The sequence below is a fragment of the Cetobacterium sp. 2A genome, from assembly GCF_014250685.1.
Classification (GTDB): Bacteria; Fusobacteriota; Fusobacteriia; order Fusobacteriales; family Fusobacteriaceae; genus Cetobacterium.
Genome location: NZ_JACFAJ010000006.1, coordinates 71084 through 96248, shown reverse-complemented (window position 1 = coordinate 96248; position 25165 = coordinate 71084). Strand labels below are relative to the sequence as shown.

The 25165-nt window shown below is 29.4% G+C and carries 22 protein-coding genes and 1 riboswitch; of the genes, 13 read left to right on the top strand and 9 right to left on the bottom strand.

Annotated elements, in window-relative coordinates; translation table 11 throughout:
* Window positions 1-67: 67 nt before the first annotated feature.
* From polA to corA, 6 genes are read left to right on the top strand one after another with little or no spacing between them, the layout of a single operon-like run.
* Window positions 68-2725 carry a DNA polymerase I gene (polA, locus tag H3N56_RS04205; RefSeq protein ID WP_185880024.1) on the top strand — a complete coding sequence of 886 codons (2658 nt, stop codon included), beginning with the start codon at window positions 68-70 and terminating at the stop codon, window positions 2723-2725.
* A 9-nt stretch (window positions 2726-2734) separates the two neighbouring features.
* Window positions 2735-3634 (top strand): DNA-binding protein WhiA, encoded by a 900-nt coding sequence (gene whiA, locus H3N56_RS04200; RefSeq protein WP_185880023.1) that lies wholly within the window; start codon window positions 2735-2737, stop codon window positions 3632-3634.
* 13 nt (window positions 3635-3647) lie between these two features.
* Window positions 3648-4607, top strand: coding sequence for a bifunctional riboflavin kinase/FAD synthetase (locus H3N56_RS04195; RefSeq protein ID WP_185880022.1), 960 nt, complete (start codon window positions 3648-3650; stop codon window positions 4605-4607).
* Window positions 4582-5262 carry a ScpA family protein gene (locus H3N56_RS04190; RefSeq protein ID WP_185880021.1) on the top strand — a complete coding sequence of 227 codons (681 nt, stop codon included), beginning with the start codon at window positions 4582-4584 and terminating at the stop codon, window positions 5260-5262. The genes H3N56_RS04195 and H3N56_RS04190 overlap by 26 nt, the downstream gene beginning before the upstream one ends.
* 17 nt (window positions 5263-5279) lie before the next feature.
* Window positions 5280-6809: a TaqI-like C-terminal specificity domain-containing protein gene (locus H3N56_RS04185; protein ID WP_370521053.1), complete on the top strand. Its 1530-nt coding sequence runs from the start codon at window positions 5280-5282 to the stop codon at window positions 6807-6809.
* Between the two features lie 9 nt (window positions 6810-6818).
* Window positions 6819-7883: a magnesium/cobalt transporter CorA gene (gene corA, locus H3N56_RS04180; RefSeq protein ID WP_185880020.1), complete on the top strand. Its 1065-nt coding sequence runs from the start codon at window positions 6819-6821 to the stop codon at window positions 7881-7883.
* A gap of 42 nt (window positions 7884-7925) precedes the next feature.
* On the opposite strand, the gene H3N56_RS04175 is transcribed toward corA, so the two are convergent.
* Window positions 7926-9128: a hypothetical protein gene (locus tag H3N56_RS04175; RefSeq protein ID WP_185881120.1), complete on the bottom strand. Its 1203-nt coding sequence runs from the start codon at window positions 9126-9128 to the stop codon at window positions 7926-7928.
* A 625-nt stretch (window positions 9129-9753) separates the two neighbouring features.
* Complete coding sequence (locus tag H3N56_RS04170) at window positions 9754-10155, bottom strand: hypothetical protein (protein WP_185880019.1); 402 nt, start codon at window positions 10153-10155, stop codon at window positions 9754-9756.
* Window positions 10156-10356: 201 nt separating this feature from the next.
* Here H3N56_RS04170 and H3N56_RS04165 point away from each other — a divergent pair, with 201 nt between their 5' ends.
* On the top strand, window positions 10357-10899 hold the full coding sequence (locus tag H3N56_RS04165) for an HD-GYP domain-containing protein (RefSeq protein ID WP_185880018.1): 543 nt from the start codon (window positions 10357-10359) through the stop codon (window positions 10897-10899).
* A 66-nt stretch (window positions 10900-10965) separates the two neighbouring features.
* Here the strand turns inward: H3N56_RS04165 and H3N56_RS04160 are convergent, their stop codons facing one another.
* From H3N56_RS04160 to H3N56_RS04145, 4 genes are all read right to left on the bottom strand, one after another.
* Window positions 10966-12144, bottom strand: a complete 1179-nt coding sequence (locus H3N56_RS04160; protein ID WP_185880017.1) for an NADP-dependent malic enzyme — start codon at window positions 12142-12144, stop codon at window positions 10966-10968.
* A 2-nt stretch (window positions 12145-12146) separates the two neighbouring features.
* Window positions 12147-12683 carry a Fe-S-containing hydro-lyase gene (locus tag H3N56_RS04155; RefSeq protein ID WP_185880016.1) on the bottom strand — a complete coding sequence of 179 codons (537 nt, stop codon included), beginning with the start codon at window positions 12681-12683 and terminating at the stop codon, window positions 12147-12149.
* Window positions 12680-13522 (bottom strand): fumarate hydratase, encoded by an 843-nt coding sequence (locus tag H3N56_RS04150; RefSeq protein ID WP_185880015.1) that lies wholly within the window; start codon window positions 13520-13522, stop codon window positions 12680-12682. The genes H3N56_RS04155 and H3N56_RS04150 overlap by 4 nt, the downstream gene beginning before the upstream one ends.
* Before the next feature lie 72 nt (window positions 13523-13594).
* Window positions 13595-14092 carry a PTS glucose transporter subunit IIA gene (locus tag H3N56_RS04145; RefSeq protein WP_185880014.1) on the bottom strand — a complete coding sequence of 166 codons (498 nt, stop codon included), beginning with the start codon at window positions 14090-14092 and terminating at the stop codon, window positions 13595-13597.
* Window positions 14093-14235: 143 nt separating this feature from the next.
* Here H3N56_RS04145 and clpB point away from each other — a divergent pair, with 143 nt between their 5' ends.
* Together clpB and H3N56_RS04135 are read left to right on the top strand one after the other, a co-directional pair.
* Window positions 14236-16803 (top strand): ATP-dependent chaperone ClpB, encoded by a 2568-nt coding sequence (gene clpB / locus H3N56_RS04140; RefSeq protein WP_185880013.1) that lies wholly within the window; start codon window positions 14236-14238, stop codon window positions 16801-16803.
* 83 nt (window positions 16804-16886) lie between these two features.
* A riboswitch (purine riboswitch) is annotated at window positions 16887-16984 on the top strand.
* Between the two features lie 110 nt (window positions 16985-17094).
* Window positions 17095-18381: an NCS2 family permease gene (locus H3N56_RS04135; RefSeq protein WP_185880012.1), complete on the top strand. Its 1287-nt coding sequence runs from the start codon at window positions 17095-17097 to the stop codon at window positions 18379-18381.
* A 43-nt stretch (window positions 18382-18424) separates the two neighbouring features.
* Here H3N56_RS04135 and lepA read toward each other — a convergent pair whose 3' ends face one another.
* Window positions 18425-20227 carry a translation elongation factor 4 gene (lepA, locus tag H3N56_RS04130; RefSeq protein ID WP_185880011.1) on the bottom strand — a complete coding sequence of 601 codons (1803 nt, stop codon included), beginning with the start codon at window positions 20225-20227 and terminating at the stop codon, window positions 18425-18427.
* Window positions 20228-20381: 154 nt separating this feature from the next.
* On the opposite strand from lepA, the gene H3N56_RS04125 reads away from it, so the two are divergent.
* Genes H3N56_RS04125 through H3N56_RS04110 form a run of 4 tightly spaced genes read left to right on the top strand, consistent with a single transcriptional unit; the run spans window position 20382 to window position 23094 of the window.
* Window positions 20382-20834, top strand: a complete 453-nt coding sequence (locus tag H3N56_RS04125; RefSeq protein ID WP_185880010.1) for a YhcH/YjgK/YiaL family protein — start codon at window positions 20382-20384, stop codon at window positions 20832-20834.
* Window positions 20835-20868: 34 nt separating this feature from the next.
* Window positions 20869-21528 (top strand): YoaK family protein, encoded by a 660-nt coding sequence (locus H3N56_RS04120; protein ID WP_185880009.1) that lies wholly within the window; start codon window positions 20869-20871, stop codon window positions 21526-21528.
* A gap of 12 nt (window positions 21529-21540) precedes the next feature.
* Window positions 21541-21738, top strand: a complete 198-nt coding sequence (locus tag H3N56_RS04115) for a hypothetical protein (RefSeq protein ID WP_185880008.1) — start codon at window positions 21541-21543, stop codon at window positions 21736-21738.
* A 30-nt stretch (window positions 21739-21768) separates the two neighbouring features.
* Complete coding sequence (locus H3N56_RS04110; protein ID WP_185880007.1) at window positions 21769-23094, top strand: MATE family efflux transporter; 1326 nt, start codon at window positions 21769-21771, stop codon at window positions 23092-23094.
* A 16-nt stretch (window positions 23095-23110) separates the two neighbouring features.
* Here H3N56_RS04110 and H3N56_RS04105 read toward each other — a convergent pair whose 3' ends face one another.
* Window positions 23111-24412, bottom strand: a complete 1302-nt coding sequence (locus tag H3N56_RS04105) for an asparaginase (RefSeq protein WP_185880006.1) — start codon at window positions 24410-24412, stop codon at window positions 23111-23113.
* A gap of 23 nt (window positions 24413-24435) precedes the next feature.
* A complete protein-coding gene (locus tag H3N56_RS04100; protein ID WP_185880005.1) occupies window positions 24436-25146 on the bottom strand; it encodes a sulfite exporter TauE/SafE family protein in 711 nt (236 codons plus the stop codon).
* Window positions 25147-25165: the final 19 nt, after the last annotated feature.

The following is a 25165-nucleotide window of genomic DNA, read 5'->3' as shown; positions in this document are numbered from 1 at the left end:
TATAGTTTTATAAAATAAAAATCCTATGGTATAATGTACTTAATTATGGAGTCTTGGAGGGCGAAAAATGAAAAAAGCAGTACTATTGGATGTAAGTGCTATAATGTATAGAGCTTTCTATGCTAATTTGAATTTTAAAACAAAAACAGAACCGACAGGAGCAGTTTATGGATTTATAAACACTCTTTTAAGTATAATAAATGAATTTAATCCAGAGTACATGGTAGCAGCTTTTGATGTGAGTAGATCTAGTTTAAAGCGTAGCGAACTGTATAGTGAGTATAAAGCAAAAAGAGATGCCGCTCCAGAAGACTTAATAAAACAAATTTCAAGAATTGAAGAAGTTTTAGATTGTTTCGGAATAAAGAAAATTAAAATAGATGGACATGAAGCAGATGATGTTTTAGGAACAGTTGGAAAGAAACTTTCAGCTGATAATATTAAGACATATGTTGTAACTGGAGATAAAGATTTAGCCCAAATTTTAGATAAAAATATAAGTATAGCATTACTTGGAAAAGGTGATGGCGGAGGACTTAAAATTTTATCAACACCAGAACAAGTTGTAGAACAAATTGGTGTTAGACCAGAATTAATTCCTGATTTATTTGGACTTATTGGAGATAGTAGCGATGGAATTCCAGGTGTTAGAAAAATAGGAGTTAAAAAAGCTGTTCCTATGATTGATAAATATGGAAATTTAGAGGGAGTTTATGAAAATCTTGATAAATTAACAGAACTTCCAGGAATTGGGAAATCTCTTGTTCAAAATATGATAGATGATAAAGAACTTGCATTTTTAAGCAAAAAACTTGCAACGATAGAAATTTTACCACTTGATATAAATTTAGAGGATTTAAAGTACAAAATTCAAGAAGATAAGATGTTAAAATTATTTCAAGCATTAGAATTTAAATCACTTATAAAGAAAATGAAATTATCTGAAAAAGAAGAAGTGGTAGCAGTAGAAAAGGTTTCCACTGCAGGAACACAACTTGGACTTTTTAATTTTTCAGGAAATGAGATGGAAACAGAAAGTGGATTTAGGATAATAGACGGGAAAAAGTTATCTACAATAAATAACGGACCAGTATCTATCTATTATTCAAAAGAGGGAATGGCTATATCTGTAGGAACTAAAGATATGTATTTACCCCTAAATTCAAAAGAGAACATAGATGAATTAAAAAACTTTTTACAAAAAGACATCGAATTTGTCACATATAATTTTAAACCAATTTTAAATGATGGATTTAAAATTAAAAATATGAAGTTTGATACGATGATTGCATTTCATTTACTAACATCACAAACAAGAGAAGAAGTGGAAGTTATGTTAGATAGAGTTGTAGATGAGGATTTAGAAAAATATTCAGAAGTTTTTGGAAAAACAGATTCTAAAATACTGAGTTCTGAAGAATATGGACAGTTTTTAGTTAAAAGATCTAGAGGTATTTTAATGGCTTATGATGAATTGGTTAAAGAAATACAAGATAATTTATTGACTGAAGTTTTACAAAATATAGAGATGCCTCTTATAGAGATTTTATCGAGTATGGAAGTTGAAGGAATAAAAATAGATAAAGTTTATTTTGAAAATTATAGTAAAGAATTAGAAATAAAACTTGAAAAATTAACAGAAAAAATATACGAAATAGCTGGTACGGAATTTAATATAAATTCACCGAAGCAACTTTCAGAAATTCTATTTATAAATCTAAATTTAAATCCAATCAAGAAAAATAAAACAGGACTTTCTACAAGTGTTGAAGTTTTGGAAGAACTTCAAGATAAGGGAGTAGAGATAGCAAAATATATACTAGAATTTAGAAAACTTACAAAATTAAAGACTACATATGTAGATCCACTTCCAAAGATAGCTGATAAAGACTCTAGACTTCACACGACATTTAATCAAACGGGAACAGCAACAGGAAGATTATCATCTTCAAATCCAAATCTACAAAATATTCCCGTAAAAACAGAAGAGGGAATAAAAATAAGAGAAGGATTTGTTGCAAAGGATGGGACACTTCTATTAGGTGTAGACTATTCTCAAATAGAACTAAGAGTTTTAGCTGAACTGTCAGGAGATGAACAGCTTATAGCTGCTTACAATAGAAATGAGGATTTACATAGTTTAACGGCTAAGAAAATATTCCAACTAAAAGATGACGAGCCAATTTCTCGTGAACAAAGAACTGCAGCAAAAATAGTAAACTTTAGTATAATATATGGGAAAACAGCATTTGGATTATCACAAGAGCTAAAAATAACCCCAAAAGAAGCTGGAGAATATATCGAAAGATATTTTGAACAATATCCAAGGGTTAAAGAATTAGAAGGTAAAATTCTTAAATCAGCTTCTGAAAATGGATATGTAGAGACGTATTTTAATAGAAAAAGAATAATAGAGGGAATAAATTCTAAAAATAATAATATTAGAAAACAAGCAGAAAGAATGGCTGTAAATAGTGTTATACAAGGAACAGCAGCAGAGATTTTAAAAAAAGTTATGATAGAATTATATAAAGTTTTAAAAGATAAAACAGATATTAAGCTTCTTTTACAAGTTCATGATGAACTTATATTTGAAATAGATAAAGATAAGGTTCAAATGTATAAAGAAATTATTGAAAAAACAATGACAGAAACTATTAAATTTAAAAATGTAAAACTTGAGGTAAACAGTTCGGTAGGAAAAAATTGGGCTGAAACAAAATAGGAGGATAAAGTGTCTTACACTTATAATATAAAAAATGAAATCCTTAAAAGAGAAGTAACCTCTTTAGATGATAAATTTGCTGAAATTAGAGCGATATTAGTAAGTAAAAATGCAATCTTATCTGATAAGATTGAGCTCAGATTAGAAAATAGGGAATTAGCAGAAAGAGTTTACAAGTATTTAAAGGATATAACCGATTTAAGAATTGTTATAAAATATTCGACCAGTAAAAAGTTGGGAGAGCATAATGTTTATATAATCTCAATTCAGAATCAAAATGGATTTAAAAAATTTACAGAAGAACTTTCAAAATATGGAATAGAATTAATAGAAGGAAACGAAAAACTTGAAGCTAGCTTCATAAGAGGACTTTTTCTAGCGTGTGGTTATATAAAATCTCCAGAAAAAGAGTATGCACTAGATTTCTTTATAGATAGTGAAGAGATAGCGGAGGAAGTGTACTCAATCTTAAAAGATGAAGGAAAAAAAGTATTTAAAACAACTAAAAGAAATAAACCACTTGTATATATGAGAAATTCAGAGGATATAATGGATATTATTGTTCTTATGGGATGTATGAAAGAATTTTATAAATATGAAGAGATGACAATAATCAAAGACTTAAAAAATAGAACAATTAGAGAAATGAATTGGGAAGTTGCCAATGAAACTAAAACTTTAAATACGGGTAATAAACAGATAAAAATGATAAATTATATAGGTAAAAAAATAGGTCTTAATAGTTTAAGTCCAGTTTTAGAAGAGATTGCGTTTTTAAGACTTCAAAATTCAGAGAGTTCTTTACAAGAGCTTGCAGAAATTATAGGAATGTCAAAATCGGGTGTTAGAAATAGATTTAGAAGAATTGAAGAAATTTACAATGAACTTTTAGAAAAAGAAAGGGAGTAGACAATTTACTGATATGAAAATAATAAATGATATTTTACATTGTGAGGATAATTTTGGGAAAAGCTATGTTGCAATTGGAGCCTTTGATGGAATTCATATAGGGCATAGACAACTTATAGAATTAGCGGTACTGAAAGCGAAGCAAAATGGTGGGAAATCAATTGTTTTTACCTTTGCTAACCATCCTTTAGAAACTATAGATGTTGCTAAAGCTCCGAAACTTATAAATTCAAAAGAGGAAAAAATTCATATTTTAGCAAGTCTAGGGGTAGACTATCTTATTATGCAACCATTTACTAGGGAATTTTCTGGAATGGAACCAGAGGCTTTTGTAGAAAATATTCTAAAAGATAAACTTAATGCAAAAGAGATATTTGTAGGATTTAATTTTTCATTCGGAAAGGGTGGAAAAGCCACTACAAAGGATTTAGAGAAGATTTCAAAGAATCATGGCATAAAAGTTAATGAGATAGAGCCTGTTATGATTGGAGGGCAAGTGGTTAGCTCAACAATGATAAGAGACTTGATAACAAGAGGAGAGTTGGAAACTACAAATATGTTTTTAGGAGCTCCATTTTTAATTATTGGAGAAGTTGTCCATGGAAGAAAATTGGGAAGACAGATGGGATTTCCAACGGCAAACTTAAAAATTTTAAATAAAATTTATCCACCATTTGGAATATATGGAGGAAAAGTTTTAGTAGAAAATGAAAAAGTTGAAAGAGATGCGGTCATAAATATAGGGAAAAATCCTACTCTAAAACCAGGAGAGCAAAGCATAGAGGTTCATATATTAGATTTTGATGGAGATTTATACGGGAAAAAAATATATGTTAGAGTTTTAAAGTTTTTAAGAGAACAAAAAAAATTCCAGTCGATGGAAGAATTAAAATATACTATCAATTCGGATGTTGAAAAATGGAGAGTATGTTTAGAAGAGGAAAAAAATGGAAATTGTATTAAAAATAGATAATTTTGAAGGTCCTTTAGACCTTCTTTTACATTTAATAGATAAAAAAAAATTAAAGATATCGGAGATAAAGATATCACAGATTATTGATGATTATTTGCTGTATTTAGAGGAAGCAAAAGAAGATAGTTTAGAAATAAAGGTAGAGTTTCTCGTTATAGCTTGTGAACTTTTAGAGATAAAAGCTTTTTCTCTTTTGAGTATGAATAAAGAAGAAGAAAAAGAAAAACTTTTAAAGCAAAAATTAGAAGATTATAAGTTATTTAAAGAATTGGCAGAAGAAATTGGAAAAATTGAAAATGAATATAACCTCTCCTATTCTAGAGGAGAGGGAAAAAAGATTGTAAAAAAAGCTTCAGAAGATTATGATATCACAAAACTAAAGTTACAAGATATATATGACTTGTACAATAAGTATTTGAATAAATTGGAAACAGAAATTTTAGAAATTGAATTTGAAAAGAGATATTCTTTAACAGAAGAAATGGATAGAATTCATATGTCACTTTTTAATGGAGAAAAAAGTATGGAACAGATGTTTGTAAGAGCTGAAAACCGAACTCATCTGGTTTACATATTTTTAGCTATTTTAGACTTGTATAGAGATGGAGTTATAGATATAGATGAAAATTATAGCTTAAAGCTATATAAAAATTAATAGTGGAGTTTGAAAAAGTGGAAAAAGAACAATACAATTATAAAATATATACTCCATATGAGTTTGCAATAAATATGATTAAATTTTCTTTAGAAAAATATTTCAAAGGAAATATAACGAAAGAAAATTTAGAATCAGTTAGAATTTTAGATTTATCATGTGGAACAGGAAATTTATTATTAGTGGCTTTGGAAGAACTACTAAAATACTCGAAGGAGATATACGGAGAGTATAGATACAATAGTAAATGGATAAAAGGATATGATATAGATAAAATAGCTTTAGAAACATGTAGAAGTTACGGAAAAGAAATTTTAAAAAAGTATGGGATTGATTCAGATATAGATATATTAGAGCAAGATTCATTATATCTAGAAACAGAAAAAAGATATGATATAGTTCTAGGGAACCCACCATATTTAGGTGAAAAGAATAATAAAGAATTATTTCATGAAATAAAAAAATCTAATTTTGGAAAAAAGTATTACGAGTCTAAGATGGATTACTTTTATTTCTTTATAGAAAAAGGAATGGATCTTTTAAAACAAGAGGGAATTTTATCATATTTAACAACGAATTATTGGTTAAAGGCCGATAGTGCCACTAAACTAAGAGATAAATTAAAACAAGAGGGAAGTTTTTTGAAGATTGAAAATTTTGAATTTTCACTTTTTAAAACAGCTGTAGGACAGCACAATATAATATTTTCATGGATAAAAGGAATTAAAGAAAAAGAGTTTCCTATTTTAGAGGAGGGAACTGTATTTTGGGGAGATAATAAAAAGATCTATAATGAAAAAAACAAAATAATTTTAGCTCCTGAGTACATCATGGAACTTAATGAAAATATAAATAGAAAAAAAAATTGTTATTTAGGTGAAGTTTTAAATATAAACCAAGGTATAGTTACAGGACACGATGAAGCATTTGTATTTGATAGTTTTAGAGAGGAATTTAGAGATTATCTAAAACCATTCTATAAGAATAAAGATGTAGGAAAATATAAAACAACTGTAGAACCTCCTTTTTGGATTTTATATTTGGATAGGCATGTAAATATAAATGAAAAATTAAATTCTCATTTAGAAAAATTCAAAGATAAACTGATTCAAAGAAGAGAGGCAAAAATAGGAAAAATAAATTGGTGGGAACTTCAATGGGCAAGGGATAAGGAGATATTTTGTAAGCCCAAGATAGTAGTTAGACAGAGGTGCAAATCAAATAATTTTGCATACGATGACAAGGAATTTTATGGAAGTGCAGATATATACTATATGACAGGAAAATCTGAAGAAATTGATTTGTTTTATATTTTAGGATATTTAAACTCTTCGATTTTTTATAAATGGTTCAAATATAATGGGAAAATAAAGGGTAAGAATTTAGAATTTTATTCAACACCTTTAAAAGAAACGCCAATATTTTACTCTGAAAATATTGAAGAGAGAAATCATATAAGTTCTTTGGTAAAAGAACAGATAAAAGATTATAATGAAGAAGTACAAAAGGAAATTGATTTGTATTTCTATAAACTTTTTGGACTTTAGGGAGGGGAAATGGCTAAGAAGCAGGATCATCGTAAGAAATCAAAAAAAATCGGATTAGCTCCAGGAACCTTAGTATATACGGGATTAAGAGAAAAAGAAGAGATAGGGATAATTTGTTATTCATATAATGTTGAAGAGGTAGAAGTTAATATTTATAAACAAGATGTGGATATAGAATTGTTAAAACCTAAAAAAGATATCACATGGATAGACGTAGATGGAATACATAATGTAGATTTAATAGAAAATATAGGTAAATTATATAATATAGATTATTTAATTTTGGAAGACTTATTAAATAATGGTCAGAGACCAAAACTTGATGAACGGGAAGATTTTATTTTTATAGTACTGAAGATGATAACTTTAAAAGAGAATACAGATGAAATAGAGTATGAACAAGTATCATTTATTCTAGGCTCTAACTTCTTAATAACTTTCCAAGAAAAACCAAAAGATATCTTTAAATTGATAAGAAATAGGATAGATCATGGACTTGGAAAAACCAGAAAAAGAGGGGCAAGCTATTTGACATATGGTTTGCTAGATACTATAGTGGATCATTATTTTTTAATTTTAGAAAAATTCGAATTACAGATAGAAGAGTTAGAGGATAAAGTTTTAAATCAACCTACTAAAGAAGATATGGGTAGAATAATGGACTTGAAGCAAAATGTTGCAAATTTTAAAAAATCAATATCTCCTATTAGAGAGATTGCAATAAAACTTGAAAATAGTGAATTTTTTGAAGATAATGTAAAAATTTACTTGAAAGATTTATATGATCACAGTATTGTAATTTCAGAAAATACAGAGGCTCTTCATACAAGGGTATCAGAACTTATTCAACTATACCATTCATCTATTGGGAATACAATGAATGAGACAATGAAAGTATTAACGATAATATCAACTATATTTATGCCGTTATCATTTTTAGCAGGTCTTTATGGAATGAACTTTGAGTATATGCCAGAATTAAAAATGAAATATGGATATTATGGTTTAATTATAATAATGATTTTTGTAATGACTTCTATGATAGTATATTTTAGAAAAAAGAAGTGGTGGTAAAATAAGCTCCTAAAACATATGTTTTAGGAGCTTATTTTGAAATTAGAGACTATTGTCTAAATAATTTTTTTCATATGATAATATTTTATTATTGAAAATTAAATAAAAAATGATATTTTCTATTTGAAAAAAATTATGGTATTCAATAAGTGTAAATTTATTAGATTGTTCAGGAAATCGATTTTTAAAATATATAAAATCAATTTGTGAAGTAAATAAAATATAATCTGCATTATTTATAGTATGAATAGGTATATTTTCTGAACTTTCATTAAATATTTCAATAGTTGATTTTTTTAAAATACGTTCAAAAGATAATTTCAAATTTTTACCTATCCAGTTATTAAGAGAGAAATCAATTGCTAAAATATGTTTTTTCAATAATCGAATTTTCTTTTGTAAAATTTGATGGTAAAAAAACAGTGAAATTTTAAAGTAATCATCTTCTAAAAAATTTAGATTATATTTCAATAAAAAGCTTTTAAAAAAAGAAACAATATTTATTGGAATATTAAAATCATTACCAGACGTAGTGTAATTACTAAAATTATAAAGTTCAAAATTTTTTTTGAAATTTGAACATTCAAGAATACTTATGAAAAGATGTTTATCCACAGGAGAAAACTCTGTATCAAAATAAAGGTCTAGCTCAGACACTATTTGGCCGTATAAAGAATTTTTCTTAGGATAAAATTCTCCATATAAAGTTAGAATTGTAAAAATAATATAAGGAAGATTATCTTTTAATATTTGATGATTTTTCAAAATACTTGTATTATAAACTTCATTATAATAATGTGTATATAATTCTTTTGTTTTAAAAGAAAATTTAGCAATAAAACATTGGATATTTATATTTTTATTTTCGATGTATAAGTATATAAGTGTTGCTTCAATAGCTTTAAATCCATAAAAATCCAATTCTAAATTAAGTGACTTTGTTAATTTTTTTGTTAATAAAAATAACTCATTTTTAAGTTTTTCAGAAATCAAATTATCTAAATATATTTTTAGGATAGGATTTAGAAAAATTTTTGATTTTAAAATATTAATTTCAGATTCAGTTATTATTTTAAGTAGTAGCTGGACAAAGAATTTTCGAATATCTTCATTAGCTCCAACTAAAAATGTGCCCTTCCATTTAACTTTTGACAAAGATAAATCATATTTTGAAAGTAATGCTGTAATTATTTTAAGATATAGTGATAGGTAATCATTTGAAGTAATCTTTAGATTTTCCCCCACTCCACACCGTACGTGCGACTTTCACCGCATACGGCGTTCCATCAACATAAGAAGTTGACTAAGGCCCATTCCTCCCCCACTTATTATCATAGGTTCATTGGTACTATGACCTCGCTCTCATAGAATTAAAGAAATTTCATTAAAAAATTAATTTATATTCACCAATATAAATATTGTATTCTACTTTCCACGTTCCATATTTTCTATCATAAAATTTACTTAGGTGGTTACTATAAGCCTGTGAACTTTATATTGCTATAGCAATACAGAGATTTTCATAGCGCAGATTTTTACTCATCTCCATTCACCTTAACTAAAAGTTAAGTAAAACATTTCTATTTTAACGTTAATCTAGACTTTTTAATTCGTAACTTCGCCAGCTAAAAGCATCTCACCATATAAATTTGACCTCCGGTCTATCATCATCTCGATCATTTCTGATTCGCATTTCCTCACCATTAGATGTTTAGGGATAATTCTCAACCGACTTCACCGAGCTTTACACCATTAAATTTAGTTAAATTTAATCGCATATCGGAGTATTAAGGAAAGCATTTCTGGGAATTATTCCATCATTCTACTTTTCGAAAATATAGTTCTCTACTACTTTGATTAATTTTTAAAATCAATTTAGCATGTTATAGCTTTTCACTATAAAACGTGTCACACCTGCACTTAACGTTAGTTTTGTTATGTTTAGCGAATTGATTAAATTTGTTGAATCAATTTTTTTTTCAACCATTAAAGTCAAAAGAATATAAGTTTGTCTACATTTTGCTGATAAGTTAAAGGTAGCAAAAATTAATTCAGGATTAAATTCTTTAGAAGTTATTGTTAGAGAAAGAGAAGCTTTGTGTTTACTAGTAAATCCTAAATTATTAGTAAGTAAAAAAAGATCAATTTTTTGTAATCCATTCTTAACCTGAGAAGAAGTAAGATTAAGAAAAGTTGAAATTTCTTCAGAAGTGAGAATTTTTTGTTCTAGAAAAGTTTTTAAAATATCAATATCATTTTTATTCAAATGCACTATGTATTATACCTCCTTAATATTCTGTTCCTATAGTTGTACAGTGTATATATCTATATTCTTTTTTTTTTAAATTTTCTAGGTATAAAAAAATAAATAAAAACAAATAAAAATTATGTATAGAGAAAAATATATCGAAATGGTATATTTTAAAAACAATAATTTAAGGAAAGAGGAGATAGAAAAATTAAGGATTTAAATTTGGAGAGAGTTCAAGAGCTGGACTTAAAGAATCATATGATAAGAGTAGCTGAATATGCTGAAATTATGGGAAATTTATTGTATTTAGATAATAGAGAAATAAAACTTTTAAAAAAAGGTGCTCTATTCCATGATATAGGAAAAATATTAGTGGATAAGGATATTTTAAATAAATCATCGCAATTAACAAAAGAAGAGTTTGAAAAGGTAAAAGAGCATTCTAGCTTAGGATTAAAGGTATTAAATGAAGAGTATAAAAATGAAGTTATAGAAAATATAATATTATTTCATCATGAAAAATGGAATGGAAAAGGATATCCTTTAGGATTAACAGGAAAAAATATTCCATTGGAAGCGAGAATAGTATCTGTTGTAGATTGTTACGATGCGTTGACAAGCAAAAGGACATATAAAAACAAAATGTCTCATGAAGAAGCTCTTAAAATTTTAAAAGAGGAGAGTGGAATTTGTTTTGACCCAGATATAATATCTATATTTGAATTGTTTGAAAATAAATTTAGACAAATGTTGAACAAATATTAAGTGTTCGTATATAATCTTAAAATAAGCTCCTAAAACATATGTTTTAGGAGCTTATCACTTTGTTAACTATTTTCTTGTGATTCCTTGCTCTTCAGCTATTCTCATAACTTCACCAGCAACAACTTTTGCAACTCTTGGATCGAAAGGATTTGGAATTACAAATTCTGCATTTAATTCATCATCAGAAACAAGTTTTGCAATACCAATGGCAGCTGCAATCTTCATTTCTTCAGTTATTTTTTTAGCTTTTGCATCTAAAGCTCCTCTGAAAATTCCAGGGAACGCTAAAACATTATTTACTTGGTTAGGATAATCTGATCTTCCTGTACCAACTATTTTAGCTCCAGCAGCAAGTGCATCTTCTGGCATAATTTCAGGACTTGGATTAGCCATAGCAAAAATGATAGCATCTTTATTCATAGTTCTAACCATATCTTGAGTTAAAACATTTGCAACAGAAACTCCGATGAATACATCAGCATTTTTAATAGCAACCTCTAATCCCCCTTTTAGATTTTCAGGGTTTGTAAGTTTTGCAAGCTCACTCTTAGAGAAGTCATAAGAAGCCATATCGTCTCTATTTAAGATACCATCTCTATCGTGAACCACAATGTTTTTAGCTCCCATTTTAAGAAGAAGTTTTGTAATTGAACTTCCTGCAGCTCCAGCTCCATTAACAACAAATTTTGCTGTTTCAAAAGTTTTTCCTACTATCTTAAATGAATTTATAAGTCCAGCAACAACAACGATTGCAGTACCATGTTGATCATCATGGAAAACAGGAATATCAAGTTCTGCTTTTAGTCTAGTTTCAATTTCTATACATCTAGGTGCAGAAATATCTTCTAAATTGATTCCACCAAATGATGGAGCAATAAGTTTTATAGTTTTAATAATTTCTTCAGTGTCAGTTGTATCTAAACAGATTGGGAATGCATCAACATTAGCAAATTGTTTAAATAGAATTGCTTTACCTTCCATAACTGGAAGAGCAGCTTCTGGTCCGATATCTCCAAGACCTAATACAGCAGTACCATCAGTAATTACAGCAACCATATTTCCTTTTGAAGTATATTTATATACATCTTCTTTGTTTTCTTTTATAGCCATACAAGGAGCGGCAACTCCAGGAGAGTAAGCAAGACTCAACTCTTCTCTATTTGTAACGGCAACTTTTGAAATAACTTCAATTTTACCGTTGTGTACTTCATGTAACTCTAATGATTTTTCATAAACAGTTGACATAATTACCCCTTTCTAGCAATCTCATAAAGATCGTTTCCTGCAGCATCGTTTATAACGATAGCTGGGAAATCAACAACTTCTAATTTTCTTATAGCTTCTGCTCCTAAATCCTCATAAGCTATGATTTCACAACTTTTTACAGATTTAGCTATTAGAGCAGCAGCTCCACCAACAGCAGCAAAGTAAACAGCTCCATTTTTTATGATAGAATCTTTAACACCTTGATCTCTAGCCCCTTTTCCAATCATTCCTTTAAGACCTTGATCTAAGATAGCAGCAGAGTATGAATCCATTCTGTAACTTGTAGTTGGTCCAACACTTCCAATTGGTTGACCAGGTTTAGCTGGACTTGGACCAGCATAATAAATTATTTGTCCTTTAACATCAAAAGGAAGTTCTTTTCCTTCTTCAAGTAATTTAACAAGTCTAGCGTGAGCAGCATCTCTAGCAGTATAGATAGTTCCTGTTATAGTAACAGCATCACCAGATTTTAATTTAGCAATATCCTCATCTCTTAAAGGTGTAGTTAATCTAATCATAATGTAACCTCCTTATGTCTAGCAGCATGGCAGTTAAGATTTATAGCAACAGGTAGTGAAGCAAAGTGACAAGCATGAGTCTCAACTTTAACAGCAAGAGCAGTTGTTGAACCTCCAAGACCTTGAGGTCCAACATTACTAGCGTTTATAAGTTCTAATAATTCACCTTCTAATTTTGCATTGATTGGATCAGGACTGTGATCATCAATTTCTCTTAAAAGAGCTTCCTTTGCAAGTTGAGCAGCCTTTTCAAAGCTTCCACCGATTCCTACACCAACAACGATAGGAGGACAAGGGTTTCCACCTGCAGCTTTAATAGTTTCAACAACTAATTTCTTAACTCCTTCAACACCATCAGCTGGTTTTAACATTTTAACTGTACTCATGTTCTCAGAACCTCCACCTTTAGGTGCAACGATAATTTTAACTTTATCTGATCCTGGTACTAATTTAGTATGAATAACAGCAGGAGTGTTATCTTTAGTATTTACTCTGTCTAAAGGATGTCTTATTACAGACTTTCTAAGATAACCTTTTTCATATCCTCTTCTAACACCTTCATTAACAGCAGCATAGATATCCCCAGGAATCTTTACTTCTGTTCCAATTTCAAGAAAAACAACTACAAGACCTGTATCTTGGCACATAGGTACAAACTCATTAGCGGCAATTTCATCATTTTGAATGATTTGTCCTAAAATAACCTTTCCTAATTCGCTTGTCTCTGTTTTTTGACATTCTTTAAGTTTATCAAGAACATCTTTTCCAATAAAATAGTTAGCTTCGATACAAAGTCTTTCTACTTCATTAGTAACTTTTTGTAAGTCTAATTCCTTCATTGTGTATCCCCCTTATATTTGTGTTTAATAAAATATATTAATAAATAAAGGCACCTCATGGGTACCTTTAAGTTATTTTTTTATCTTAACTTTCATTAAAAGGTCCCCAGCTTTAACTGTTCCAGTTGCAACAACTTCTAAAGCTTCAACTATATCCATATTAGAAATAATAATAGGCGTCTTTACAGACTTTGCATTAGCTCTGATATAGTCAAGATCATACTTAACTAACTCTTCTCCAACTTTTACAGTTGATCCAGGCGTAGCAATTCTTGTAAATCCTTCTCCATTTAATTTAACAGTATCAATACCAAAATGCACTATAATTTCTAGTCCATTTGGAGTTTCAAAACTAACAGCGTGATTAGTAGCAAAAATATCTATTTCTCCATCAACTGGTGCATAAATTGCTCCCTCAGTTGGGTCTATCCCGCATCCGTCTCCGATCATCTTTTGTGCAAAAGCTTCATCAGGAATTTCACTTAAAGGGATTACCTTTCCGTTAAGAGGGGAATATATTTCAAACCAATCCTCTTCTTTTTTCTTTTTAAAAAAATCAAATAAACCCATAACTACCCCTTTCTTAAATCACAAGTTTTAAAATATTTTCAAATACAACATATTATTTCATATTTCTAAAAGGAAATCAATAATTTATTTCAAAAATATAAGATATAAATGTAAATTTATATCAAAAAAGAGGAGGAAATGTTATGAATCCAAATAATTTTACAGAAAATTCGATGCTAGCCTTGACAGAAGCGCAAAGTTTATCAATGAAGTACAGACAACAAAGTATAAAGCCAGAAGTATTAGCTTTAGCTTTAGTAAAAAATCCTGAAGGTTTAATTTCAAGGATATTGAAAAAGATGGAAATCAACCATAAACTTGTTGTAACGAAACTTGAGGAATTATCGGATAGACTTCCTAAAGTGGAGACCAAAAATTTTGGTGAAATTGGATTAGATAATAAAACAAACAGAATTTTAGTAAAAGCACAAGAAATTATGGAACTGATGGGAGATGCTTATATAAGTGTTGAACATATTTTCATGGCAATATTGGAAGAAACAGACTTTTTAGAAAGAATAGGAATTAATAAAAAGCAATTTGATATAGCTGTAAAAGAGGTGAGAGGGAATAAAATAGTAGATTCACCAAATCCAGAATTAAAATATGAGGTTTTGGAAAAGTATGGACGTGACTTAGTAGAACTTGCAAGAGAGGGAAAAATTGACCCTATAATTGGAAGAGACAGTGAAATAAGAAGAGCTATTCAAATTATCTCAAGAAGAACAAAGAATAATCCAATTTTAATTGGAGAACCTGGTGTAGGTAAAACTGCTATAGCAGAAGGACTTGCACAAAGAATTCTAAATGGAGACGTACCTGATTCACTAAAAGGTAAAAAGATATTTTCTCTGGATATGGGATCTTTAATAGCAGGAGCAAAGTTTAGAGGAGAGTTTGAAGAGAGATTAAAAGCTGTTTTAAAAGAAGTGGAAGATTCTGAAGGAGATATAATTCTATTTATAGATGAGATACATACAATAGTTGGAGCTGGAAAAACAGATGGTGCAATGGATGCTGGAAACTTATTAAAACCGATGCTTGCAAGAGGAGAGATAAGAGTAATAGGAGCTACTACAATTGATGAGTATAGACAATATATAGAAAAAGACCCAGCATTAGAAAGAAGATTCCAACTTGTAATGGTTAATGAGCCATCAGTAGAAGATACAATTTCTATACTTAGAGGTCTTAAAGAAAAATTTGAATTATATCATGGAATTAGAATAACAGATGCTTCAATCGTTGAAGCTGCAGTTTTAAGTAATAGATATATTACTGACAGACAACTTCCAGATAAAGCAATAGATTTGATAGATGAGGCAGCTGCAATGATAAGAACTGAGAGAGATTCTATGCCAGAAGAGCTAGATGAATTAACTCGTAAAACAATGCAACTAGAAATAGAAAAACAAGCTCTTAAAAAAGAAACAGATATGGCTTCTAAAGAAAGATTAGATATTTTAGAAAAAGAATTATCAGAATTAAATGATAAAAAATCTGTATTAAAAGCTCAGTGGGAATCAGAAAAAAGAGAAATGCTTAAACTACAAGAGATAAAAACTGAAATAGAAAAAGTGAAGTTAGAAATGGAAGCTGCTGAAAGAAAGTATGATTTAAATACTTTAGCAGAATTAAAATATGGTAAATTAGCCACTTTAGAAAAAGAATTAGAAGCAGAGCAAGAAAGACTAGAAGGAGAAAAGAAGAATACTCTTATAAAACAAGAGGTAACTACAGAAGAGGTTGCGGATATAGTTTCTAAATGGACAGGAATACCTCTTAATAAGCTTGTTGAGAGTGAAAAAGAAAAACTTCTTAATTTAGCAAAAAATCTAAATGAAAAGGTTGTAGGACAAGAAGAGGCAGTAGATGCAGTAGCAGATACTATCTTAAGAGCAAGAGCTGGACTTAAAGATCCAAATAGACCAATAGGATCATTTATATTCTTAGGACCTACTGGTGTTGGTAAAACATACCTTGCTAAATCTTTAGCTTATAATTTATTTGATAGTGAAGATGATGTTATAAGAATTGATATGAGTGAGTATATGGATAAATTCTCGGTAACTAGATTGATTGGTGCACCTCCAGGATATGTTGGATATGAAGAGGGAGGACAACTTACAGAGGCTGTTAGAAGAAAACCATATTCTGTTGTTTTATTTGACGAAATAGAAAAGGCCCACCCAGATGTATTTAATGTTTTACTTCAAGTTTTAGATGATGGAAGATTAACAGATGGGCAAGGAAGAGTTGTAAACTTTAAAAATACTTTAATAATAATGACTTCAAATATTGGAAGTCAAAAGATATTAGACGATCCATCTCTATCTGAAGAGACTAAGGTTGAAGTACTTGATACATTAAAAGCTAACTTTAGACCTGAGTTTATAAATAGGGTAGATGAGATTATAATATTTAAATCTCTAGGTTTAGATGCAATAAAAGATATTGTTTTACAACTTCTAAAAGGAGTACAAGAAAAATTAAAAGAAAGATATGTTACATTGGAATTCTCAGAACCAGTAGTAGAATATCTAGCTATAAATGCTTATGACCCACAATATGGTGCAAGACCTCTAAGAAGATTTATTCAAAGAGAACTAGAGACATCAATAGCAAAAATGATTCTTAAAAATGAAATAAAAGAGAGAGATCATGTAGTAGCAGAGATGTCTGATGGAAAAATAATATTCAAAGTTAAATAGTTGTATGAATTGGCCACTAAATGTATATCATAGTAGTGGCCAATTTTATTATATCTTGACAAAATTAAAAATATAAAATATTATTTAGGAAGAAAAATAAATCCCATATATACTCCTAATACGGTGGAGAGTTTCTACGAGTTACCGATAATAACTTGCTATGGGCCAAAATAGAAATATGAATAATTACATTATTATTCATATCTTTGAGAGGGCCTATATATTTTATATAGGCCCTTTTTAAATATTGTTAAATAAATATTAATTTATAGAAATTTTGCAGGAGGAGAGATGGAAAAGATTTTTAAATTACAGGAGCATGGTACAACAATAAAACAAGAAATCATTGCAGGGGTAACAACATTTTTAACAATGGCGTATATTATTTTTGTAAATCCTTCAATACTTAGCATGACAGGGATGGATAAGGGAGCTCTTATAACAGTAACATGTTTAGCTTCGGCAATAGGAACAGCTATAACAGCACTTTGGGTTAATGCCCCACTGGCTATGGCACCTGGAATGGGACTGAATGCATTTTTTACTTTTACACTTGTACTTGGAAAAGGAGCTACTTGGCAACAAGCTTTAGGAGTAGTTTTCATATCTGGAGTATTATTTATGGTTCTTACATTTTCTGGACTTAGAGAGAAGATAATAGATGCAATACCTACAGAATTAAGATTAGCAGTTGGAGCTGGAATAGGATTATTTATAGCTTTCATCGGAATGCAGGGAATGGGACTTATAGTTTCAAATCCAGCAACACTTGTAGGAATTGGAAAGTTTGATATAAAAGTTGTTTTAGGACTTTTTGGATTTGCAGTAATGGGATTATTAGAAATGAGAAGAGTAAAAGGTGGAATTTTAATAGGAATAGTTGCAACAACTGTTCTTGGAATAATGTTAGGGGCAGTTGGACTTCCAACTGAGATAGTATCTTTACCACCTAGTATAGCGCCAATAGCTTTTAAGCTTGATATTCTTGGAGCATTAAAACCAGCACTTTTCGGAGCAATGTTTTCGTTCATGTTCGTTGATTTATTTGATTCATTAGGAACAATAATGGCGTGTGCCCACGAAGCTGAAATGATAGATGAAAAAGGAAAAATTAAAAATGTAAGTAAAATTTTAGAAGCTGACGCTGTAGCTACAGTAATAGGATCTCTTCTTGGAACATCAACAACAACAACATTTGTTGAATCGGCTTCAGGAATAGCAGTTGGAGGAAGAACTGGATTAACAGCTCTAACAACTGCAACATTATTTTTAGCATCGCTGTTATTTTCACCAATAATAGGAATAGTTCCAGCATTTGCGACAGCTCCAGCACTTATATTAGTTGGGGTATATATGTTTAAAAACTTATTAGATATAGATTTCCATAACATAGAGATTGCAATACCATGTTTTTTAACTATAATTATGATGCCTTTAACTTATAGCATCTCAACAGGAATAGCATTTGGATTCCTATCTTACATCTTAGTTTGTTTATTTAACGGAAGACCAAAAGATGTAAAGCCAGTAATGTGGATAATAGGATTAGGTTCACTTATAGAACTAATGACTAAATAACAAAAAGTAAAAAGGGACAGAATTTAATCTGTCCCTTTTTTTATTAGTCGTTAAGTTTAAGTACTGATACGAAAGCTTCTTGAGGAATCTCAACGTTACCAATCATCTTCATTCTTTTCTTTCCGGCTTTTTGTTTTTCTAATAGTTTTTTCTTTCTTGATATATCTCCACCATAACATTTAGCAAGTACGTTCTTTCTATATGCTTTGATAGTTTCTCTAGCAATTATTTTAGCACCTAGTGCAGCTTGGATAGGTACTTCAAATTGTTGTCTAGGAATAATATCTTTTAATTTTTCACAGATTGCTCTTCCTCTAGAAGCAGCGTTATCAGCATGTGCTATGAAAGAAAAGGCATCTACAACGTTTCCTGAAACTAAAATATCAACTTTAACAAGTTTAGCTTCTTTGTAACCAATCATTTCATACTCAAATGATGCGTAACCTTTTGTTCTAGATTTTAGTTTATCATAGAAATCGATAACTATTTCAGCAAGAGGTAACTCATATACAACCATAGCTCTAGTATCGTCTATATATTTCATATCAATATAAACTCCACGTTTTTCTTGGCAAAGTTCCATTACGTTTCCAACATAATCTTTAGGAGTAAGTATGCTTCCTTTGATATAAGGTTCTTCAACAGAATACTTTAACTTTCCACCTTCTGGGAATTCACAAGGGTTATCGATAACATTTGTGTTTCCAGCTTCGTCGATAATTCTGTATTCAACTGATGGAGATGTAGATATTAAATCTATATCATATTCTCTTCTTAATCTTTCTACGATAATTTCCATATGTAAAAGTCCTAAGAATCCACATCTAAATCCAAAACCTAAAGCAAGTGAAGTTTCAGGTACAAATGTAAGAGATGCATCATTTAGTTGAAGTTTTTCAAGAGCTTCTCTTAAATCTTCGTAATCATCTGTAGAAAGAGGATATAATCCCGCAAATACCATTGATTGAGCTGGTCTAAATCCATTTAGAGGCTCTAAACAAGGATTTTTAGCATGAGTTATAGTATCTCCAACTTGAGTATCTTGGATTGTTTTGATACCAGTTATGATATATCCAACTGATCCAGAAGAAAGTTCAGGTCTTTCTTTTTTAGTAGGAGCAAATATTCCACATTCAAGAATATCGAATTCTTTTCCAGTTGACCAAATTTTAATTTTGTCACCTTTTTTGATTGAACCGTCTAAAACTTTAACATAAGTTATAACTCCTCTATAATCATCGAATAGTGAATCGAAAATCATAGCTTTTAAAGGTGCTGTCTCATCGTAGTTAGGAGCAGGAATTCTCTCAACAATTGCTTCAAGAAGTTCTTCAATTCCTATACCGGCTTTAGCTGAAGCAAGAACTGCGTTATCAGCAGGAAGTCCAATAATATCTTCAATTTCATTTTTTACCTTATCAACATCTGCTGCAGGTAAATCGATTTTATTGATAACAGGAACAATTTCAAGATTGTTCTCAAGAGCTAAGTATACGTTAGCAAGAGTTTGAGCTTCAACACCTTGAGCAGCATCTACAACAAGTAGTGCACCTTCACAAGCTGATAGTGATCTAGAAACTTCATAGATGAAGTCAACGTGTCCTGGAGTATCAATTAGGTTTAATTCATATTCCTGTCCGTCTTTTGCTACATATTTTAAAGTAACAGCCTGAGCTTTTATTGTAATTCCCTTTTCTCTTTCCAACTCCATCGAATCTAGAAGTTGTTCTTTCATATCTCTTTCAGTAACTGTTCCAGTAACTTGAAGAAGTCTATCGGCGATTGTAGACTTACCATGGTCTATATGTGCTATAATAGAAAAATTTCTTTTAAATTTTTGTAACACTGATGTCCTCCCAATTATTAATTTATTCACACTACATTATAAAAGAATTAACAGAAAAAATCAATCTAAATAAGAAGTAAAAATATCAATTGACAATAATTTTAAAATATGAATAAATATTACTTGTGAGTTATTAAAAAAAGGGGGATGAAAAATGATATTTGGAAAAATGAATGAGTTAAAATTTTATAAGGGAATGTCTAGCTCTTTAGATAAAGCTATTGAGGTTATTGAGAGTGGTGAATACCTTAACGGTAAAGTTGGAAAGAATGAAATAGATGGAGATAACTTATTTTTTAATATTCAAGAAATAGATACAAAGTTAGAAAAGGATTGTTTCTTTGAAACTCATAAGAAATATGCAGATATTCATGTTTTAATTGAAGGAAATGAATCTATTGGATATTCTTTAGAAGAGGAACTAGAAGCTGATTTACCATATGATTCAGAAAAAGATTTTGCAGCACTTAAAGGAGAACCTAAGCAAATTTTTGAAATGAAAAATGATAGATTTATAATATTTTTTCCTGACGAGCCACATATGCCAATAATGGCCACTGAAAAACCAGAAAAAATAAAAAAGGCAATTTTTAAAATAAAGTATTAAAATGGAAATAAATAAAGTCATATTTGAGGGGATTATGGAAGAGGAAAATAGAACACTACTGTATTGGATAAATTTTATAACATTTTTGAGTGGAGCATTGAATGTGGCAGGAATGCTTGCGTTTTCTATATCAATATCTCATTTAACAGGAAATTTATCAAGAGTTCCAATTGATATATTTTTAGGAAACGTTCAAAATCTATATAAAGTTCTTGGTGTTCTTATCATGTTTTTATGTGGTGCAATAGTTTCAGGAATTTTAATTGGTGAGAAAGAATTTAAATTGAAAAAAAGATATGGAGTAACATTTATAGTTATGGCTTTAATAGTTGGTATTTCCAATAAACTTTTATATGGAAATATTGTTTTTATGCTAATTTTAGCAATGTTAATGGGACTTCAAAATGGGCTTTTTATAATGTATAAGGGGACTGTAATAAGAACAACACATATTACAGGATCAGTTACAGATTTAGGTATATATATAGGACATTATTTAAAAGGGAATAAAAGTGTAGCTTGGAGACTTAGATTTTTTACTTATAATATTTCATCATTCACATTAGGTGGAATTTTAGGAGTTATAGGATATAAAACTTTTGAAGAAAATTTCTTTTACTTTTTCTCATTAGCGTACGTCTTAGTAGCATTATTTTATTTTGAAATTAGAAGAAGATATTATAGTCAAGTTTAGAGGAAGGTGAAAATGGAAAAGTATTTAATAAGTTTAGAAGAGAAAAAGGAATTTTTAAAAGAATTCCCAGTTTTAAATTGTGAAAATTCAATAGGAATAGTTTATGACGGTTATACATCGGTAAAATGCAAAAAAATTACAGGAACTTGTACTTATAGAAATAGTACAGGCGATGAGTATAAAAATTGCAAAATTTTAAATATAAAATAAGAAAAACATTGGGGTGTAAAAGTTCGCAAAATGTCAAAAAAAATTGATTTAGAAAAAGATTCGGTAAAAAAATTATTTTATAGGTTTGCAATTCCAGCAGCTTTAGGTATGACAGTTAATTCTTTATATGTTGTAGCAGATGGAGTTTTTATAGCAAGGGGGATTGGAAGTCAAGGGATTGCAGCAGTTAATATAGGATATCCTCTTATCAATCTTATGGCAGCATTAAGTTTAATGTTTGGAACAGGTGGAGCAACGTTAATTTCAATTAAAAGTGAAGATATACAGTATAGAAATAAATGTTTCTCTTATATAATTTTCTTAAATGTTATATTTTATACATTTATAGCTTCTATTGTATTTATGTTTACCAATCCTTTGATGAAAGTTATGGGAGCAGATGAAAATTTACTTCCAATGGTAAAAGGATATATGTATCCTTGTATACTAGCTACTCTTTTTCTAATGTTATCGATTTCGCTAAATGCTATAGTAAGAAATGATAATGCACCTAAAAAAGCCATGTATTCTCTGGTTATAGGAGCGATTACTAATATAGTACTTGATTATGTTTTCATATTTAAAATGAATATGGGAATAGAGGGAGGAGCTTATGCTACTGCTATTGGCCAAGTTCTTTCAGCAGGTTATCTGTGTACACATTTTATTGGATCTACATTTAAATTTAAAATTAATTTAAAAGAGATAGAATGGAACATAATAAATAAAATACTTTCTGTCGGATTCTCTTCATTTGTATTAGAATTTGCTGTTATGGTTATAACAATTCTTTTAAATATTGTTTTAATGGAAAGAGTTGGAATCATAGGGGCTTCTGCTTTTGGAATTATCTCTTACTCATTTGTAATACTAAGAATGTTTTTTACTGGGTTATCACAAGGAATTCAACCAATTGTTAGTTATAACTACGGTAAAAACAATATGGGAAGAGTTAAAGAAATATTTAGATTTGCTCATAAGTTTTCTTTCTTAGCTGGAGTTGCATCTCTTATTTTAGTAAAAGTTCTTGCAGTTCCAATAGTTAGATTATTTACGGAGGAAGCTGAACTTATTCCTTTAACAGCCAAAGGATTACTGCTTTATTCAAGTGCCATAGTGTTTGTAGGAGCTAATTTTATGAACATCTCTTATCTACAATCTATGGGAAGAGCTAAAGTATCAAATACAATAGCCCTTTTAAGAGGAGTTGTGTTTATAGTTATTTCATTAATGATTTTACCAAATCTTTTAGGAATAAATGGAATTTGGTTAGCACTACCATTTTCTGATTTGTTAACGTTTATAACTACATTATTAGTATTTAAATTTGTATTAAATAAAGAGCAAGCTTTTTAGCCTGCTCTTTATTTTTTTATACATCTGCTGTATAAACCATGAAGTCGATACAATCGGCTAAAAATTCAGTTTCAGTTTCAATAGTAATTTCTAACCCATTAGAATATCTTAGTAAAGATTCTAAGGATGTATCAACTGGAAAAATAATTCCTTTTTCTAGATGACCTCCGTATTTAATTACTAACTGACCAGACGATAAGTTTTTATTTTTTATATCGAGTTTATTAGATATAGTGACTAATGCAGTTGGAGAGATAGTATTTTTCCAGTGTAAATTAATAGCTCTAACAACACCTTTCACAAGATTTTCATCTCTTTCTTTTTCTGGGATATCTATTGAAAAATTCAACTGTTTTGTAAAATTATCAGAGTCTATTTTTAATGAGTAATTACTAATTGTTTGCTCTCCAGCCATATCTATTTGTAAAAGTTTTTTAGTTTCTTCAATGGATAAATTTTTAGCTAGTAGATGCATAAGTTTTGTAATAGCTGCCTCACATGTCATATCTTGACCACTGATAACTCCAACTTTAGAAAGTTTAGAACTTGACTCATAAAGTCCAGTTTTTACTATTCCTGTTGGACACTGGGAAATATTTAAAATAATAACTCCTTGATTATTAATAAAGTTTAAAACATCTAAGAAGTCATTGGTAGTCGGGGTATTTCCGTTTCCAAAAGTTTTTAAAATTATCCCTTTAAGAGAGGGATTAGATAATACGATATTTTTTAAAAATTCAGGATTTAATCCAGGAATTAAATCGATTGTTATCACATCTGTACAGAAATTATCTTCAATATAAAATTTATTCTTAGGAGATTTTAAAGTTCTATTTCTAGAGATTTTCAACTCATTATCTATTTCACCAAGTGCTGGGAAATTAGGGGAGTCAAAAGCAAAGAAATCAGATGCATTCATCTTCTTTGATCTATTACCTCTTAAAAGTACATCTTGAAATAAAACCATAACTTCTGGAACTAAACGTACATCAAAGAGTTCATTTCCAGCAATATAAACAGCTGACATAAGATTTTGATAGCTATTAGTAATGACAACTGGTTTTTCTAAGTTTTTTAGCATAAAAGATAGAGCAGACGCAGTATAAGACATTGTATCAGTTCCATGAAAAATTACAAAACCACGATAAAAATTATAATTATTTCCTATGATTTTTGCTATTTGTTTCCATAAATCTGGTGTCATATTTGAAGAATCAATAAGAGGTTCCAATTCAAAATAATCGACTGGTAATCCATTTAAGGAAGGATTCTTATCAATCATTCCCCCTGTATTAAGAATTAAAACTTTGTTTTCCATAGTATCCTCCTAAAGTTTAAAAATTAAAAGAGCATTTTTAATGCTATAAGCAAACTAGTAAAAATTACAATTTTATCAAAGACGTCCTTATCTATATGTTTTAATAAAAGCTTAGCTAAAAATATACCAACAAAAATCATAGGGATAGCAATAAGAGCTCTGCTTATAGTGAAAAAATTAATATTTTTAAATATATAGATATATAGAAAAAGTTTCACCATATTAAAATAGATATAAATAAAAGCTCTTGTACCTATAAAGTTTTTTTCTTCTGGGTTGAAACTAAGTAAAAAAATATTAAAAACTGGTCCAGCAACATTGGCCAGATAGGACGAGGCTCCACCTAACACTCCGAAAAACCATCCAAATTTTTTTAATTTTGAACTGTATTTTTTGGTGAAAAAAAATATAGATACAAATATTATTAAAATTGCAAAAACTTTATCAAACATTTCGTCTGAGATATCTTTTCCAAAATATGCAGCTAAACCCATTCCTAAAAATGCAAAAGGTAAAATCTTTAAAACAATAGTTTTATTATAGTTATTTCGATGTTTGTAAGCTACGTATAAATTAGCAAAGAAAAAAGGAATAAACATTATTCCGTTTGCTAACCTAGCTCCATAAAAAATCGCCATTAAAGGAGAATAAAGAATAGATGTAGACATTCCCATTACACTAAATCCAATTCCAATTCCCATAAAAATTGTAAGAATAATATCTAAGATAGGCATAATAAATTTCCCCTTTTTA

Coding starts and splice junctions, on each gene's coding strand:
- H3N56_RS04115 (WP_185880008.1), top strand. CDS start 21,541: ATGGAAAAGTATTTAATAAGTTTAGAAGAGAAAAAGGAATTTTTAAAA.
- H3N56_RS04150 (WP_185880015.1), bottom strand. CDS start 13,522: ATGAAGGAATTAGACTTACAAAAAGTTACTAATGAAGTAGAAAGACTT.
- H3N56_RS04105 (WP_185880006.1), bottom strand. CDS start 24,412: ATGGAAAACAAAGTTTTAATTCTTAATACAGGGGGAATGATTGATAAG.
- clpB (WP_185880013.1), top strand. CDS start 14,236: ATGAATCCAAATAATTTTACAGAAAATTCGATGCTAGCCTTGACAGAA.
- H3N56_RS04145 (WP_185880014.1), bottom strand. CDS start 14,092: ATGGGTTTATTTGATTTTTTTAAAAAGAAAAAAGAAGAGGATTGGTTT.
- H3N56_RS04195 (WP_185880022.1), top strand. CDS start 3,648: ATGAAAATAATAAATGATATTTTACATTGTGAGGATAATTTTGGGAAA.
- H3N56_RS04155 (WP_185880016.1), bottom strand. CDS start 12,683: ATGATTAGATTAACTACACCTTTAAGAGATGAGGATATTGCTAAATTA.
- corA (WP_185880020.1), top strand. CDS start 6,819: ATGGCTAAGAAGCAGGATCATCGTAAGAAATCAAAAAAAATCGGATTA.
- H3N56_RS04190 (WP_185880021.1), top strand. CDS start 4,582: ATGGAAATTGTATTAAAAATAGATAATTTTGAAGGTCCTTTAGACCTT.
- H3N56_RS04160 (WP_185880017.1), bottom strand. CDS start 12,144: ATGTCAACTGTTTATGAAAAATCATTAGAGTTACATGAAGTACACAAC.
- H3N56_RS04135 (WP_185880012.1), top strand. CDS start 17,095: ATGGAAAAGATTTTTAAATTACAGGAGCATGGTACAACAATAAAACAA.
- polA (WP_185880024.1), top strand. CDS start 68: ATGAAAAAAGCAGTACTATTGGATGTAAGTGCTATAATGTATAGAGCT.
- H3N56_RS04125 (WP_185880010.1), top strand. CDS start 20,382: ATGATATTTGGAAAAATGAATGAGTTAAAATTTTATAAGGGAATGTCT.
- H3N56_RS04100 (WP_185880005.1), bottom strand. CDS start 25,146: ATGCCTATCTTAGATATTATTCTTACAATTTTTATGGGAATTGGAATT.
- H3N56_RS04120 (WP_185880009.1), top strand. CDS start 20,869: ATGGAAGAGGAAAATAGAACACTACTGTATTGGATAAATTTTATAACA.
- H3N56_RS04110 (WP_185880007.1), top strand. CDS start 21,769: ATGTCAAAAAAAATTGATTTAGAAAAAGATTCGGTAAAAAAATTATTT.